The following is a 16,614-nucleotide window of genomic DNA, read 5'->3' on the forward strand; positions in this document are numbered from 1 at the left end:
CCTGTTAGTTAATTTTGACATGTTTTGAGATGTTTAACACTATACCTATTGCCGCCATAAATATACAGAGCGAGGTTCCTCCTGAGCTAATAAATGGTAGTGCCACACCAGTTGCTGGCATAGAAGATGTAGCAACTGCAATATTTAATGCCGCTTGTATACCTATTTGCGCTCCTATTCCGATTACTGTCATACATGCAAAAACATTTGAACACTTTAATGCTATTCTAACACATCTATAAACAAGTATCAAAAATAGCAGCATTACAACTATACATCCTATAAATCCTAGTTCTTCTCCTATTATGGCAAATATAAAGTCATTTTGCGGTTCTGGTATGTAAAAATATTTTTGTTTACTCTTTCCTAGTCCAAGGCCAAATAACCCGCCTGAACCTAAAGCGTATAAACTTTGTATTACTTGATATCCTTTACCAAGAGGATCTTGAAATGGGTCTAAGAAGGATGTAACACGAGCCAATCTATAGGGTTCTGCTATTACTAGAGCTACAAATAACCCGACTCCAGTTCCCATCATTGCAATTACAAACTTCATATTCATTCCTGCTACAAATATCATTATAAATGTAACTATTATTATTGTTCCTGCAGTGGATAAATTGGGTTGTAATATTATTAATGCGAAAAATATACTAGGCACAATCAGAAGTGGTAAAACACCTTTTGTCAAAGATTTTATATTGTCATATCTCTTTTCAATGAACTTTGCGGTAATAATTATAGTTGCGAATTTGGCAATTTCAGCTGGTTGTACACTGGCCCCACCAATGCCTAGCCATCGTTTCGCACCATTAGCCTCAACTCCTAAAGGAGTAAGAACTAATATTAATAATATTGTTGCAACTATTCCTACAATGTGAGCATTGTCTTTCCAAAAGTTATAGTCTATGTTTGCGGTTATCATCATTGCAATAAATCCTAAAACAGCAAAAATAACATTTCTCTTTAGAAAATAATAACCATCATGGTGTTTAAATGATGCTTGAACAAAGCTTGCACTAAACACCATGACGATTCCTATAAATACTAAAATCATGGTAGTGTAAAATATTACACTATCAAATTCTCTCTTATTCCCTCTATCAATGCGCTTTTTTATAGCTTCCTTAGACATTAGATAGACCTACCTCCATTCTTCCTTTGAACAGATAAGAGGTTTCTATAAGTTGTTTACATTATCTTTGAAGTCATTACCCCTTACTTCAAAATTTTTGTACATATCCCAGCTTGCACAAGCTGGTGAAAGAAGTACAACTTCCCCGCTATTAGCGATTTTGTATGAAGTGTCTACTGCTTCTTTCATATTCTTTACTACATGTATGTCTGTAAATCCTTTATTTTCAGCACATTGTTTAATGCTAGAAGCTGTTTCTCCTAATAATACAAGTGCTCTTACATTTTCTTTTGCTATTTGAAGAAGTTCATCAAAGCTACTTTGTTTATCCATTCCACCTGCAATAAGAATTATAGGTTTATTGTAAGATTGTATAGCTTTAATAGTAGAGTCTGGATTAGTTGCTTTAGAGTCATTTACAAACATTATATCATTAACACTTCTAACGAATTCTTGTCTATGCTCAACTCCTCCAAAAGTTCTTAAAACTTCTTTTATCACGTCTATACTTACATTAGATACATAAGCTATACCTAACGCTGCCATACAATTTTCTAAGTTATGGCTACCTGGTAAGCTTAGTTCATCTTTATTAAGAATTACTATTTTTTCATTTATGTCTACAACTATATTGTTATTTTCATCTAAGTATATTCCACCTTCTATTTTCTCTAATCTCGAGAAGAATATTACTTTAGCATTACAATTTTTTGCTAAAGCCCTAACACCTAAGTCGTCATAATTAAGTATACAAAAATCTTCATTAGTTTGATTCATAAAAATTCTTGATTTAGCTTCTGTATAATTCTCCATAGTATGGTGTCTATTTAGATGATCTTCTGTAATGTTTAATATTGCACTAACCTTAGGTCTAAACGATTCAACACTTTCTAATTGGAAACTGCTTAATTCAGTAACTAATACTGAATCGCTGTTTGATGTGTCAACAGTATCAATAACAGGGTTTCCTATATTTCCAACTATATAAGTATCTCTATTAGCAGTTTTGAAAATTTCACCTACTAAACTTGTAGTAGTTGTTTTTCCGTTAGTACCTGTTATTCCTATAAACATAGGACTTTTAGATAATCTATAGGCTAATTCTACTTCGCCTATTATTTCTATATTGCTTTCTTTTAGCTTTATAATAAATGGTAAATCTAGAGGTACTCCTGGAGATACCACAGCTAAATCAATATCATCAACATTTTCTGGATGATACCCAAGTATATATTCTATGCTATTTAAGTTTTTTAATTCATCTAATATATCTATTAACTTGCTTTCATCTTTTATATCATTAACTACAGTTTTTGCACCTAGCTTATCTAAGTGCTTAATTGTAGATATTCCAGTTTTTGCAAGTCCTACTAATAAAACTTTTTTATTCTTTAGGTCCATTTTCTATACCCCCAAATTTAGAATACTGATATTATTCCTATCCATGCTAAAACTACTGTTATTATCCAGAATACGAATACAACTCTTGTTTCTGGCCAACCACATTGTTCAAAATGATGATGTATTGGTGCCATTTTAAATATTCTCTTTTTAGTAGCTTTGAAATATGTTACTTGAAGTATAACTGATATTGCTTCTGCAAAGTATATTCCACCTACTAATGGTATTAATAATATAGAGTTTGTAAGTACTGCAAATGCAACTACTGCTCCTCCTAGAGCCATAGAACCCGTATCTCCCATAAATATTTTTGCTGGATATGAGTTAAATCCTAAAAACCCTAAGCAAGCTCCTACTGTTGCTGCTGCTAATACCGCTACATCTTGGTTTCCTAATGAAAGAGCATATATCATAAAGAATGATGCTACTATTAAAGTTACACCTGAAGCTAAACCATCTAATCCATCAGTTAAGTTAACTGCATTTACTATACCAATTATTATGAATGTCATTATTGGTATATATAGTGGTCCTAAATTTATATATGCATCAGTAAAAGGTATTATTAATTGTGTTGCACTAGGCGATGTTGTATATTGGTAATACGATACATATATCGCTAATGCAAATTGAAGAACTATCTTTTGCCATGGCTTTAATCCTAAAGATCTCTTCATTTTTATTATAATAAAATCATCTAAGAATCCTACAAATCCAAATCCTATTATACAAATAAGTCCTACCATCATATCAGAAGTTACTTTGCTTCTTGTAAGACCTGTAATCAGTATTGCTACCATCATTAATATTCCACCCATAGTAGGTGTTCCATTTTTCGCCAAATGTGTTTGTGGTCCGTCGTCTCTAACTGTCTGACCGAATTTAAATTTAGTTAACATAGGTATAAATATTGGTCCTAATATAATCACTATTAGAAATGAAATCATTGCTGTATACGTAAGTTCTGTTATTCCTAACATAATATAACTCCTCTCCCTTGTTGGCTAATTCTTTTGTTTAATTATTTATTTAGATATTCTACTATTTTTTCTAATTTCATACCTCTAGATGCCTTAACTAATACAATATCTCCTGCATTAATTATTCCATCTAATTGGTTAATAGCTTCTTCTTTTGTATTGAAATGATATATTTTACTAGCATCTAATCCATTTTCCTTAGCTTCAATACCAATAAACTTTGATATATCTCCTATTGTAATTAATATGTCAGTATTTTCTACTGCACCTTTACCAACTAGTCTATGACCATATTCTGCATGTTCTCCCATTTCAAACATATCACCAAGTATAGCTACTCTTCTTTCTTTATATCTTCCTAATATCTTTAAAGCAGCAGTCATTGAATCTGGACTTGCATTATATGTATCATTTATGATTGTCATATTATCATTTTTTACTATGTCTAATCTCATAGCTGTCGCCTTAAAGTTTTTAAGTCCTGATTTTATCTCATCTAAAGTTAATTCTAAAGATAGTCCTACTAAAATCGCAGCCATTGCATTGTAAATATTATGTTCTCCTACTGTAGGTATGAATATTTCTTCAAGATTACCATCAATATTACACTTGAATGTAATACTATCTTGAGTCATGTCATAACTTTCACAGTAGATATCATTATCTTTATCAAATCCAAATGTCTTTAACTTATAAACCTGCTCTTTACTTTTTAGAGTAGATAAAAACTTATCATCTCCATTTACAATTAATGTACAACTTTCATCGAAGTTAGTCGTAATTTCCATTTTTGCTTTAAGTATACCTTCTTGCGATCCTAGTCTCTCTATATGTGATAATCCTATATTAGATATTACACCTATTTTAGGATTAACAATATTAGCTAGATATTCTATCTCATTAAATCCAGACATACCCATTTCTATTACTGCACACTCGTGTTCCTTGTTTAGTGTAAACAGTGTTAGAGGTACTCCAAGTTGATTATTTAGATTGCCTTGGTTCTTAAGAGTATTAAACCTTGCAGATACTGCACCATAAACCATGTCTCTAGTAGTTGTTTTGCCTACACTACCTGTAATTCCTATGTACGGTATTTTAAATTTTTCTTTATAATACTTTGCAATTTGTCCTAATGCAATTTCTGTATCTTTAACCTCTATTAAATTTATGTCCGAACTATCTAATTTTATGCTACTACTTTGATTTTTTATAAAAGTTCTGCATCCATTTTCATACGCACTTTGCATAAATGTATGTCCGTCTAAGTTTTCTCCGATAATCGCTACAAATACATTGTTTTCATTTGCTTTTCTACTATCTATAACAACGTCGTTTACACGGTCATTTTCATTTCCTGTTATTAAATTTCCATCTGTTGCAAGTACTAACTCCTTTATTGTTAAGCACTCCATGTTATATCCTCCTTAATTAAATCTATAAGCTATATTATTTTATACCTATTCTGAACAAAAGGCAATGTATATTCATACATATACATTGCCCCCGATTATTATCAACTTTATAATTATATACTATATTCTTACTTTTTTGAAGGTATTTGTAGCTATATATATTTATTTTCTAACTATTATTCTTCAAAGTATAAAGTAATGCTTGAATCCGCTGAAACCTTTACTCCTGGTTTAGGGAACATATCTTTTATTATTGTTCCTTTTTCCAATTGTATATCTGTATCTAGGTTTGGTTTTAGTTTAGCTTCTTCTAGAGCCGCCACAGCATCTTCTATAGTTAAATTTCTTACATCAGGAACTACTACTTGTTCTTTTTGATATTCTTTTTGTTCCTCTTCAGTATATTTAGGTTCTACTCCTAAGTATGGTAGTGCATCACTCATTATTTCTTTAACTATAGGACCAGCAGTTGTACTACCAAACGCACTAACTCCTGTTGGTTCATCTACTATAGCTAACACTACTATTTGTGGGTCATCTGTTGGAGCTATCCCCATAAATGAGCATATATATTTACCTTGTGCATATCTTCCATCTATAACTTTTTGAGCTGTTCCTGTTTTACCACCTACTCTATATCCTGGTAAATACGCAGCTTTACCTCCTCCTAATCTAACAACCGATTCTGCTAATTCCATTACTTCATCAGCCGTCTCTTCTGAAATTACTTTTCTTACAACCTTCGGCTCTATCTCTTCCGTTATATTACCTTTATTGTCTGTGTATGCTTTTACTAGTCTTGGTTGCATCAAATTACCATCATTAGCCATAGCTGATATAGCAGTTATAAGTTGTATTGGAGTTACTGAGTTTGCTTGACCAAAAGATATTGTTGCAAGCTCTACTGGTCCAACATTTTTTTCTTTATGTAATATCCCTTTACCTTCTCCAGGAAGATCTATTCCTGTTTTATCCATAAAGCCAAATCCTTCTATATAATTATACAATTTTTCAGTTCCCAGTCTGTTTCCTACCTCTATAAATACCGGGTTACATGAATTTTGTACACCCTGTGCAAAAGTTTCTTCTCCATGAGGTCTATAATGTCTCCAACATTTAAGTTTTTGACCTGCAATGGTTACACTACCTGTACAAGTAAATTTATCATCTGCTTTAACTACATTTTCCTCTAATCCTGCAGCAGATGTAACTAATTTAAAAGTCGATCCTGGTTCGTATGTATCACTTACTGCTGGATTTCTCCACATTTGATAATATCCTTTTATTTTGTCTTTTTCATTATAAGAGTCTAAAACTTCTTCATAGTATGAATATATTGGAGTTCTTGGTTCATTAGGATCATAATCAGGTTTTGAAGCCATTGATAATATATCTCCCGTTTTAGGATCCATAGTAATTACGGTTACCCTTTTTGCATTGTTCACTTCATATGCCTTTTGTACTGCCTTCTCTGTATAATGTTGTATTACTTCATCTACTGTTAATACCAATCCATTACCTTGTACTGGTTCATAATACTTTTCTGTACCTTGTGGTATTTCTCTACCTGATGCATCTGTACTTACTATTAATTTTCCAGATTGACCATTTAGATGCTTATCATATGTCATTTCTATACCTGCTATACCTGTTGCATCAGAAGATGTATGCCCTAATACATAAGATGCAAAGTTTCCATAAGGATAATATCTTTGATTATCTTCTGCAACCCATATACCAGGTAACTTAGCTTCTGTAACTTTATTAGCTGTTTCATCATCTACCCATCTTTCTATTTTAACAAGTGCCATATTTTTTTTATTTACTAATTTATGGATATCTTCATATTCTTTTCCTAATATTTCTGCTAATTCCTTCGATGCGCCTTCTTTATCACTTACTTCTACCGGCTTACACCAAACCGTGTATTTTGTTACACTAACTGCAAGTTCCTTCATATTTTTATCATAGATTGTACCTCTTTTTGAAGGTATAGGTATCTCTCTCGTCTGCTGTTCTTGTGCCTGAGTGCTTAGCCATTCCCCTTTGACTAACTGAAGGTATCCTGTTCTTAGTATTAGTGCAAAAAATAGTGTAGACGCTAATATAAGTACTAGTACCATTCTCTTTCGGCTTATAATTTTAATTTTCTTCAATTATCTCCCCCCTAGTCCTCAATCTTAATATATTCAACTTGTTCATCCTTAGGGTAATCCATGTTTAATTCTTCTTTAACCTTATTTTCTATTTCTTCTATAGAAGTACTATTGTTATTTTCAACTTCTAATTGATTTAATAGTATTTCTTTTTTATTCAAATCTTTTTTTAAATAATGTATATCGTACTTCAGCTCAGATACCACTGAATACCCATATATATTACATATACACACCCCAAGCATTAATATAGCCGTAAAAAAGAAAACCAATTTTTTATTTGTACATCTTCTCCTCTTATTTTTATTCTTCTTTTCTTTTTTATATTCTCGTATGTCCTTTATTTTATTATTTTTTTCCAATTAGAATCACCTCTAAGCAAATAAATATTCTTTTTCCAACTACTATAATATTTGTCTTAAGTATTCATCCTTCCTTTAAAGACTTGTCTAAAAATTAGTGTATTAAAATACATATTTCACTATATGATTCTATATATCAAAAAAAAATCGTATTATTACAAAGTAACAATACGATTTTTGGCTTATTTTGAAATTATTTATCTCTTCTCTGCAACCCTTAATTTTGCACTTCTAGATCTTGGGTTGAATTCAATTTCTTCTTTACTAGGCAATATAGGTTTTCTTGTTATTACCTTTACTTCTGACTCTTTATCACATTGACATATTGGTAAATGAGATGGACATATGCAATCTAGAGCTAAATCTCTAAATTCATTTTTAACTATTCTATCTTCTAAAGAATGGAATGTTATTATACATACCCTTCCACCTTCATTCATTATAGAAACAGCATCATCTATCATTTTAGTTATTACTCCAAGTTCGTTATTTACTTCTATTCTTATAGCTTGGAATGTTCTTTTTGCTGGATGCGGTCCATCTATTCTAGCTTTTTTAGGTATAGCTTTTTTTATAATGTCAACTAATTCTCCTGTAGTTTCAATAGGCTTTTCAGCTCTTCCTTCTACTATAAACTTAGCTATACGCTTGGCCCAGTTATCTTCACCATAGTCTTTTATTATCTTAGTTAATTCCTCTTCACTATAAGTATTTACAACATCATAAGCCGAGAAATCACTTCTAATGTCCATTCTCATGTCTAGTGGTGCATCTTGCATATATGAAAATCCTCTATCTGCTTCATCTAATTGATGAGAAGAAACTCCTAAGTCAGCAAGCACTCCATCTATTTTATAAACACCTATCTTAGCTAATTCTTCTTTTATATTTTCAAAGTTGCTGTGAACAAACTTAACTCTATCGCTATATTCACTTAATCTCTCTTTTGCTGTAGCTATTGCATTTTTATCTTGGTCAAATCCTATAAACAGACCTTTGTCTGATAGTTTTTTGACTATTTCCTTCGAGTGTCCTGCACCACCCATTGTACAATCTACATATACTCCATCAGGTTTTATATTTAAGTTTTCTATGCACTCATTTAAAAGTACGGACACGTGATGAAATTCCATTTTTATCTCTCCTTAGTACTACTAATTTATTTCGTTATTCGATTCATTATTTATTTTGTTTCTTTTTGATAAATATATGTGAGCTATTATACCACCAACTACTCCTACTAAGCTTATTACTTGTGCCATTCTAAGTGATCCAATCATTAAACTATCCGTTCTAAGACCTTCTACAAAGAATCTTCCTAATGAGTAAAGAGTAATATAATAAACTAATATTTGTCCTTCATACTGTTTTTTCTTTCTAAATAACCATAAGAATATAAACAATCCTAAATCCCATATAGACTCATATAAAAATGTTGGATGCACCTTAACACCATCAACAATTATTCCCCATGGTAAGTTTGTTGGTCCTCCATGCGCTTCTCCATTTATAAAATTTCCCCATCTTCCTATAGCTTGAGCTAGTGGCATACCTATTAAAACAGCATCTGCCATCATGAAGAAGTTAATCTTTTTAATTTTAGTAAATACATACCCTGTCAATATACCTGCTATTAACGCTCCATGTATTGCCATTCCACCACCTCTAAAGTTTAGGATTTGAGAAGGGTTTTGAGAATAATATCCCCAATTAAATAAAACATAATACAATCTTGCACCTAATAAACCTAAAGGTATTGCAATAATTGCTAAATCAAGTACATCATCTTCTTTTATTCCAACTCTTTTAGCTTCTCTTAATGCTAATAAAGTCCCTAAAATCATCCCTGTGGCCATTAATACTCCATACCACATTACATCTATCCCAAATACCGTAAATGCAATTTTGTCCATTAGTACACCTCTTATTCATAAGTATTTTATCATGATGATAATTGTTTTTATATATTGTAATATTATAACAGTTTCATAATTATAATAATAGATACTATTTATACACTTAATGCTTCTATGCATTCTTGTTGTATAAGTTCTTTAGCTTCCTTCTCTGGAAGTGGCTTAGAAAAAATATAGCCTTGTATTGCATCCACATTCATATCTTTTAGTTTATTTAGCTGTATAGTGTTTTCCACACCTTCAGCAACAACTGGAAGTTTAATAGAATGTGCTACATCTGTTATTAACTTTGTCAAAGTATAATAATCTCCCTTTTGTGCTATCTCATCTATAAAACTTTTATCTATCTTAATAGATGAGATAGGTAATTTAACTAGATAATTTAAAGATGAATATCTTGTCCCAAAATCATCTAAGAATATCTTTATACCTAAATCTTTTAATTGAGAAATTAAACTTATACTATCCTCTGTATTTTCTAAGAATATACCTTCGGTAATTTCTAGTCCTAAACATCTTGGATCAACACCAATCTCATTTATAACATTAATTATTTCTATCACGAACTCTTTTCTCATAAGTTGTATAGGTGATATATTTATTGATACCACTATTTTATCATATTTGTCTTCATTAATTTCCTTAGCAAAAATACAAGCCTTTTTAAATATATACTTCCCCATTTTATGTATAAGCTTACTTTGTTCCATTATGCTAATTATTTTACTTACACTAACATTTTTATATTTATCATTGTCCCATCTAAATAAAGCTTCAAAACCTAGTAATTTTTTATCGCTAGAAAATTGAGGTTGATAATGTAAATATACTTCTTCTTTGTCAATAGCATTATACAAGTCTGTTTCTATCCCTGAGTTTATCTCAACTTCCTCTGCCATACCTGGTTCATAGAATGCAAAAGTATTTTTACCTTTTTTCTTAGCACTATACATTGCTAAATCAGCCTTAATTAGTATACTTTCAATATCATCTTCCCTTGTTGAGTTTACTACCCCTATACTTCCAGATACAAAACATTGATGCTTTCCTATTGTAATATCAAAGCTTATTTCTTCTAAAAGCTTATTTAGTATATATACTAATTCATCATTATTACTTTCTTCTATAACTACAACAAACTCGTCTCCACCAATTCTACTAACAAAGTCTTTTTTAAATACATTACGAATCTTCTTTGTTACCATATTTAATATATCATCACCAAATTTATGCCCATAAACATCATTTATTTTTTTAAATTCGTCTATATCCATAAATAATACAGTTATACTTCTATCTTTATTTTTTAATTTGTCTTCTAGATAATCATATAAGCCTCTACGATTAGGAATTTTAGTTAAAAAGTCTGTAATAGAAGACTTCATAATATGTTTTTCCCTTAGCCTAAAGTCAGTTATGTCTTGGGATGTGCCTATTAGACCTATAGTATTTCCATATATATCGTATAATGGAGATTTATTCACCTTATAAATTCGTTTCTTGTTGTCTAGCTCTAATGTACCCTCTAATTCTACTGATTCATTATTTTTTAGCACAACATCATCAATTTCTATAAAAGGCCTTGAGCTATCAACTTTCCATATCTCCTTATCAGATTTTCCTATTAGTTGATTTGGTTTTAGGTTGTAAAATTCATAATATTTTGCATTGGCATCCATATAAAGGCCATTAGTATCCTTCACCCATACAGATATTGGTAGTTCATCAATCATACTTTGAAACTTTGTCTTTTGGTTCCTAATAATTTTTCTATGTTTTTCTATACTAAAATTTGCCTTGTATAGTTTTTTTAAAGTCCTATTATATCCTATTATTTTTTCCAACCTAAAAATAACTTCATCTAAGTCATAAGGAACTTTAATAAAGTCATCCATTCCCCATTCCATATATAAAGTCATGTTTTTTAGCTCGTTAGCTTCTATTATTCCTACTACTGGTATTTTCCTTAAAGTACTACTCATTTTTATATTTCCCATATGGAATAATTTAAATTGTTCACTTCCATCTATAAGTATTACATTAACATCTTCTTCATTATTAATATCATAATTAACATTATACCCATATTTATTCAATTGACTATAGTAACTATTTTTATTTATATTTTCATTAATTACTATTATTTTGTTTCCCTTTGTTTTCATTAATATCCCCCATTAATATAATAAGCGCTACTTCCCCCTCTGACTCATCAAGTGTTTTATTTTTTATACATATATAATGAATATAATATTTATTGTTAATTTTTGCAATATAAAAGGGTATCTTATATGTTTCATACATTATAAGATACCCTTTTTATTATTTAGGTTCTACTATTGATATTACACTAGATTCTTCTTTAAAATGACTATTAAGTCTTTCTTGAACTTCTTCAAAAGTAACTTCTTTTATTACATCTAAATAATCTAGTAGATTTATTCCTTTAAAATTATATGACGTAAAGTTATTAGCTATAAAGTTTACTGAGTCAAAGTATTTTAGGAAGTTACCTATTTTCTTTTTCTTACTTCTTTCAAATTGTACTTTATCAAGCCCTTCTTTTTTATATCTTTCTATATACTCATGTATAACTCTTTTTACTTCTCTAGGTTCTTTAGAGTCTCCTCCTATAATAGTGAATCCATAGTCTACTTGAGAAGAGAAACCTGCTCCAAAGTTTTCATTTATTAAACCATTCATGTATAAATCTTCGTATAGTTCGCTACCCTTTTTAAATATCATGTCTATTAATACTTCTGTTACTACTTCTTTTCTAAGTAGTTCATTACCTTTTATACCTACTTTATTATCTTTAAAAGCTATGTTAAACATAGGTATTGATATAGGGAATTTTGCCACTATTTCTTTTTCATTCACATGTTCAGGTTCTTCTGGATAAAACTTTTGTATTTCTTTTGATAGTTTTTCAACATCATAGTGATTTGTTTTCTTAACAACATCCATTACTTTATCAGCTTCTAAATCTCCAACGACAAATAACATCATATTTCCCGGGTTATAGAAAGTATTGTAACATTTGTATAGCTCTTCTTTTGTTATTTTATATATACTATCAACTGTACCTGCTATATCTACTCTTACCGGATAATTAACGTATAATGCTTTTAGACAGTTAAAGTATACGTTCCAGTCTGGATCATCATTATACATTTTTATTTCTTGTTCTATTATTCCTTTTTCCTTTTCAACATTTTCATCAGTAAAGTATGGAGTTTGAACATAATCTATAAGATGTTCTAAACTTTCATAGAAATATTCTGTTGTTGAAAATAAATATGCCGTCATTGTGAAGTTTGTAAATGCATTAGCACTTGCTCCCCATTTAGAGAATTTATCAAATGCATTACCTCCATCAGGTTGTTCAAACATTTTATGTTCTAAGAAATGAGCAATTCCTTCATTAACTCTTATCTTTTCAGTTTCACCTATTGGCACAAACTCTAATTCATTTGAACCATAGTTAGTTGACAATATAGCATACTTCTTTGTGAAACCAGGTTTTGGCATAAAATAGACATCAAGCCCATTTTCTAATTTTTCATAATACACTTCTTCTTTTAATATTTCATTAACTATCTTTTTCATATATGCCTCCTTAGTTTCTCAAGAAATATACAGTATCTAATTTTATTTCTTTTGCTACCTTTGCTATGTCTTCTATCTTAACCTTAGCAACATTCTCAATCATTTCCTCTATTGTTGAATTTGACTTGCTCATAACTTGAGCAAAGTAGAAATCAGACAATCCACCTATACTGTCTTTTAATGATCTCATAGAATTTATTAAAGCACTTTTACTGTTTTCTATTTCTTCTTCTGTTATATTACCTGCTTGTAAACTTTCAATTTGTTTATTTACTAATTCAACAGTTTTATCGTAATTTTGGAACTCTATTCCTGATGATACAAATAATATTCCTTTGTATTTTTCAACTGATGAATAAATATAGTAACATAAACTTTCCTTTTCTCTTATGTTAACAAACATTTTAGAGTGAGGTCCTCCACCTAATACATTACAACCTACTACTAGTGGATAGTATTTATCAATATCTTTATAATCAATATTTGTTCTATAACCCATCACAAGCTTACCTTGAGTTATTTCCATTTTGTCTTCTATAACCTTAACATCTTTTATGTCTTTAACAAAATCTTCTCTAGGAATATCTATTATATTTCCTCTTTCAAAAATAAAGTTTTTACTTATTATCTCTACAACTTCTTTTTCATTAAAATCGCCTTCAATTACTATATCAATGGGAGAAGTTTTGATTATCTCTTTATAGTGATCATATAATTCTTTTCCACTTATAGCATCTATTTCATCTTCATATCCATATTCACTAATACTATATCTTTCATCACTACACATTTCTTCAAAACATCTTTCAAGAGCATATCTGCTTTTATCGTTGATTTTAGCTTGAATTCTATCTTTTAAATTTTGTTTTTCTATACTTAATATATCCTCTTTAAAACCACCATCTACTATTAGTGGCTTATTTATTACTTCATTAAAAAATTCTATTACATCTTTAAATATATCTTCTTCTAAATATTTTTGATTTGTACTTATTATCTTAAAACTTAGTACTTGTCGTTCTCCTCTTTTACTTACATCTCCGCCCATAGATGATCCATATAAGTCATCTAACTTGTTAGAGATTTCTCTTATACTAGGATATTTTTCGCATCCACTTGTTATAAGAGTTGGTAATAATGCATTTTTTGTAGCCTCACTTTTGTCTAATAACCTTTGTATGTATATACTTACAAGATTAGACTTAAATTTAGTGGCAGGAATTAAAGTTAAGTTAATATTATTACCTAAGTTTATTTTTTTTACTTCTTCCATGTTATCCTCCTATTTGATTTACTAATGATATTCTTGTGAAAAGTTCATCTACTATTACATCTATCTTGTTTGGTGGATCTATATAGTAAAATTTAGTATTTCCCATATCAAGCTCTTTAAATATACTCTGAGCTAGATGTTTAGTATATATGGTGTCTATTATATATGTTGGTATAACAACATACATCTCATCAATTCCATATTCTAACAATTGCTCTCCAGATTTTATTATATCTTTTTTATTATTTTCTAAAAGAGGCAATTTTATTTGAATATCATTATTTTTTTCTTCGACTTCTATGTATTCTTGTATTTTTTGTCTAAATAATACATCTTGTTCTAAGTTATTTTTATTTTGTAGTCCTATCATTAATACCCCAACATCTTTGTCTTTACTAATATTTTTTAGTATCTCATCTTTATATAATGTTGCTAGTTTGTTAGATTTATAAAAAGTGTCTAGTATTTCTACCTTTTTCAAATTATATGTACTTAAATTCAAAGCCTCATATCGACTTTTAAAAATCTCATACTCTTCACCTTCTGTCATAAACATAGGGCATAATATTACATTTTTATATCCCTTTGATATAACATCCTCTAAACTATTTTCAAAATACGGTGCAGAGTATAAATAAGAGTTTACAACTCTATAATTATTGCCTAGTTTTACTCTTAGCTCATCTGCTACTTGTTCTGCTTTTTCTTTAAAATCACTTGAGCCTATTTCATTATAGTAGCCTTGATAATCATATAAATCCTTACTTGCACTAAGAAATGATTTAAGACCCTTATTGTAATATATTTGAGTTGATCTTTCTTTCAAGTTATAATTTTTACTTTCACCTTCTGAAATTAAAAGTACAACCGTCTCTTCCTTTTCTTCTTGTGGCGAAATATCTTCAAATACAATCCTATCTCTAAAAGCTGATATTACAATGAAATTTACTCCAATAAATGAAATTAAAAGTGCATAAACCATATATTTATATTCTTTATCAATAAATATTTGCTTATAAAAAGCTAATGTTGCCAAAACTATAAATATATTCTCCATGTACCCACTAAATACAAAACTTAAAATTATGCACGAACACAAAAGTATTGATATTAGCATATAATCAACCCCATTACAAAGTATAGTTTACATCTATTATATATATGAGGTATAATCAATATGTATGTCTACAATAGATTTTTGTAAATTTGTGTAATAATTTCACTATGATTATAAATATCACAAAAGAGAGGAAGATTTAATTATGAAACTAGGTATAGTTGGTTTACCAAATGTAGGTAAAAGTACACTATTCAATGCAATAACTCAAGCAGGTGCAGAATCTGCAAACTACCCTTTCTGTACAATAGAGCCAAACGTTGGTGTTGTTTCTGTTCCAGACGAAAGATTAGATAAATTAAAAGAGCTTTATGACTCTAAAAAAATAGTTCCTACAGCTATAGAATTCTGTGATATAGCAGGATTAGTTAGAGGTGCTTCTAAAGGTGAAGGTTTAGGAAATAAATTCTTATCTCACATAAGAGAAGTTGACGCTATAGTACACGTTGTTAGATGTTTTGAAGACCCTAACGTTGTTCACGTAGATGGTTCAGTTGATCCGCTAAGAGATATAGAAACTATAAACTTAGAATTAATATTCTCTGATATAGAAATATTAGATAGAAGAATACAAAAAGGAGCTAAGGCTGCTAGAGCTGATAAATCATTAGCTGCTGAACTTGAATTCCTAAAAGAAATAATGGCTACATTAGAAGATGGCAAGTCTGTTAGAACTATGGAATTTACGGAAGATCAAAAAACTTTTGTAGATTCATTAAACTTACTTACATCTAAGCCAGTAATATACGCTACTAACGTATGTGAAGATGATTTAGCTGATGAAGCTGAAAATAACGAATACGTAAATAGAGTAAGAGATTTCGCAGCTACTGAAGGTGCTGAGGTTGTTGTTGTTTGTGCTCAAATAGAAGCAGAAATAGCTGAACTTGAATCTGATGAAGAAAAGAAAGAATTCTTAGAGACTTTAGGTCTTGAGCAATCAGGATTAGATAAGTTAATAAAATCTTCTTATGCTTTACTTGGATTAGTTTCTTACTTAACAGCAGGTCCTCAAGAAGTTAGAGCTTGGACTATAAAGGTAGGAACAAAAGCTCCTGCTGCTGGTGGAAAGATACACTCTGATATAGAAAGAGGATTCATAAGAGCGGAAACTATAGCTTTCAATGATTTAGTAGGTGTTGGAACAATGACTGCTGCTAAAGAAAAAGGACTAGTTAGACTTGAAGGTAAAGAATATATAGTTAAAGATGGAGACGTTATATTATTCAGATTTAACGTATAATATAAAA

Annotated in this window: 13 protein-coding genes; 1 reads left to right on the forward strand and 12 read right to left on the reverse strand. The window is 30.0% G+C overall.

What is annotated here, in order from left to right; translation table 11 throughout:
* Positions 1-4: 4 nt before the first annotated feature.
* The 12 genes from spoVE to ACI48P_RS05000 form a co-directional block, all read right to left on the reverse strand.
* Entirely contained in the window at positions 5-1,135 is a 1,131-nt protein-coding gene (gene spoVE / locus ACI48P_RS04945) for a stage V sporulation protein E (RefSeq protein ID WP_475214046.1), read from the reverse strand.
* Positions 1,136-1,180: 45 nt separating this feature from the next.
* Entirely contained in the window at positions 1,181-2,536 is a 1,356-nt protein-coding gene (murD, locus tag ACI48P_RS04950) for a UDP-N-acetylmuramoyl-L-alanine--D-glutamate ligase (RefSeq protein ID WP_475214048.1), read from the reverse strand.
* A gap of 17 nt (positions 2,537-2,553) precedes the next feature.
* On the reverse strand, positions 2,554-3,519 hold the full coding sequence (gene mraY / locus ACI48P_RS04955; protein WP_475214160.1) for a phospho-N-acetylmuramoyl-pentapeptide-transferase: 966 nt from the start codon (positions 3,517-3,519) through the stop codon (positions 2,554-2,556).
* Between the two features lie 38 nt (positions 3,520-3,557).
* Positions 3,558-4,931 (reverse strand): UDP-N-acetylmuramoyl-tripeptide--D-alanyl-D-alanine ligase, encoded by a 1,374-nt coding sequence (locus tag ACI48P_RS04960; protein ID WP_475214050.1) that lies wholly within the window; start codon positions 4,929-4,931, stop codon positions 3,558-3,560.
* 176 nt (positions 4,932-5,107) lie between these two features.
* Entirely contained in the window at positions 5,108-7,087 is a 1,980-nt protein-coding gene (locus tag ACI48P_RS04965) for a stage V sporulation protein D (protein WP_475214052.1), read from the reverse strand.
* A gap of 11 nt (positions 7,088-7,098) precedes the next feature.
* A complete protein-coding gene (locus ACI48P_RS04970; RefSeq protein ID WP_475214054.1) occupies positions 7,099-7,449 on the reverse strand; it encodes a hypothetical protein in 351 nt (116 codons plus the stop codon).
* Positions 7,450-7,646: 197 nt separating this feature from the next.
* Entirely contained in the window at positions 7,647-8,582 is a 936-nt protein-coding gene (rsmH, locus tag ACI48P_RS04975; protein WP_475214056.1) for a 16S rRNA (cytosine(1402)-N(4))-methyltransferase RsmH, read from the reverse strand.
* Positions 8,583-8,603: 21 nt separating this feature from the next.
* Positions 8,604-9,362 (reverse strand): prolipoprotein diacylglyceryl transferase, encoded by a 759-nt coding sequence (gene lgt / locus ACI48P_RS04980; RefSeq protein ID WP_475214058.1) that lies wholly within the window; start codon positions 9,360-9,362, stop codon positions 8,604-8,606.
* Positions 9,363-9,460: 98 nt separating this feature from the next.
* Positions 9,461-11,530, reverse strand: a complete 2,070-nt coding sequence (locus ACI48P_RS04985; RefSeq protein WP_475214060.1) for a sensor domain-containing protein — start codon at positions 11,528-11,530, stop codon at positions 9,461-9,463.
* Between the two features lie 157 nt (positions 11,531-11,687).
* A complete protein-coding gene (gene yfmH / locus ACI48P_RS04990) occupies positions 11,688-12,974 on the reverse strand; it encodes an EF-P 5-aminopentanol modification-associated protein YfmH (protein ID WP_475214062.1) in 1,287 nt (428 codons plus the stop codon).
* A 10-nt stretch (positions 12,975-12,984) separates the two neighbouring features.
* Positions 12,985-14,247 carry an EF-P 5-aminopentanol modification-associated protein YfmF gene (gene yfmF, locus ACI48P_RS04995; RefSeq protein ID WP_475214064.1) on the reverse strand — a complete coding sequence of 421 codons (1,263 nt, stop codon included), beginning with the start codon at positions 14,245-14,247 and terminating at the stop codon, positions 12,985-12,987.
* A 1-nt stretch (position 14,248) separates the two neighbouring features.
* Positions 14,249-15,304, reverse strand: a complete 1,056-nt coding sequence (locus tag ACI48P_RS05000; RefSeq protein WP_475214066.1) for a hypothetical protein — start codon at positions 15,302-15,304, stop codon at positions 14,249-14,251.
* 205 nt (positions 15,305-15,509) lie between these two features.
* On the opposite strand from ACI48P_RS05000, the gene ychF reads away from it, so the two are divergent.
* The gene (gene ychF, locus ACI48P_RS05005; RefSeq protein WP_475214068.1) at positions 15,510-16,607 is read left to right on the forward strand and encodes a redox-regulated ATPase YchF; all 1,098 of its coding nucleotides are present in this window, start codon (positions 15,510-15,512) and stop codon (positions 16,605-16,607) included.
* Positions 16,608-16,614 lie beyond the last annotated feature (7 nt).

This window comes from Romboutsia sp. LXY-2 (assembly GCF_056171995.1).

Excerpts from the sequence above, each read along its gene's own strand:
- spoVE (WP_475214046.1), bottom strand. The coding sequence starts at position 1,135 with ATGTCTAAGGAAGCTATAAAAAAGCGCATTGATAGAGGGAATAAGAGA.
- murD (WP_475214048.1), bottom strand. The coding sequence starts at position 2,536 with ATGGACCTAAAGAATAAAAAAGTTTTATTAGTAGGACTTGCAAAAACT.
- ACI48P_RS04960 (WP_475214050.1), bottom strand. The coding sequence starts at position 4,931 with ATGGAGTGCTTAACAATAAAGGAGTTAGTACTTGCAACAGATGGAAAT.
- rsmH (WP_475214056.1), bottom strand. The coding sequence starts at position 8,582 with ATGGAATTTCATCACGTGTCCGTACTTTTAAATGAGTGCATAGAAAAC.
- lgt (WP_475214058.1), bottom strand. The coding sequence starts at position 9,362 with ATGGACAAAATTGCATTTACGGTATTTGGGATAGATGTAATGTGGTAT.
- ACI48P_RS04985 (WP_475214060.1), bottom strand. The coding sequence starts at position 11,530 with ATGAAAACAAAGGGAAACAAAATAATAGTAATTAATGAAAATATAAAT.
- yfmH (WP_475214062.1), bottom strand. The coding sequence starts at position 12,974 with ATGAAAAAGATAGTTAATGAAATATTAAAAGAAGAAGTGTATTATGAA.
- yfmF (WP_475214064.1), bottom strand. The coding sequence starts at position 14,247 with ATGGAAGAAGTAAAAAAAATAAACTTAGGTAATAATATTAACTTAACT.
- ACI48P_RS05000 (WP_475214066.1), bottom strand. The coding sequence starts at position 15,304 with ATGGAGAATATATTTATAGTTTTGGCAACATTAGCTTTTTATAAGCAA.
- ychF (WP_475214068.1), top strand. The coding sequence starts at position 15,510 with ATGAAACTAGGTATAGTTGGTTTACCAAATGTAGGTAAAAGTACACTA.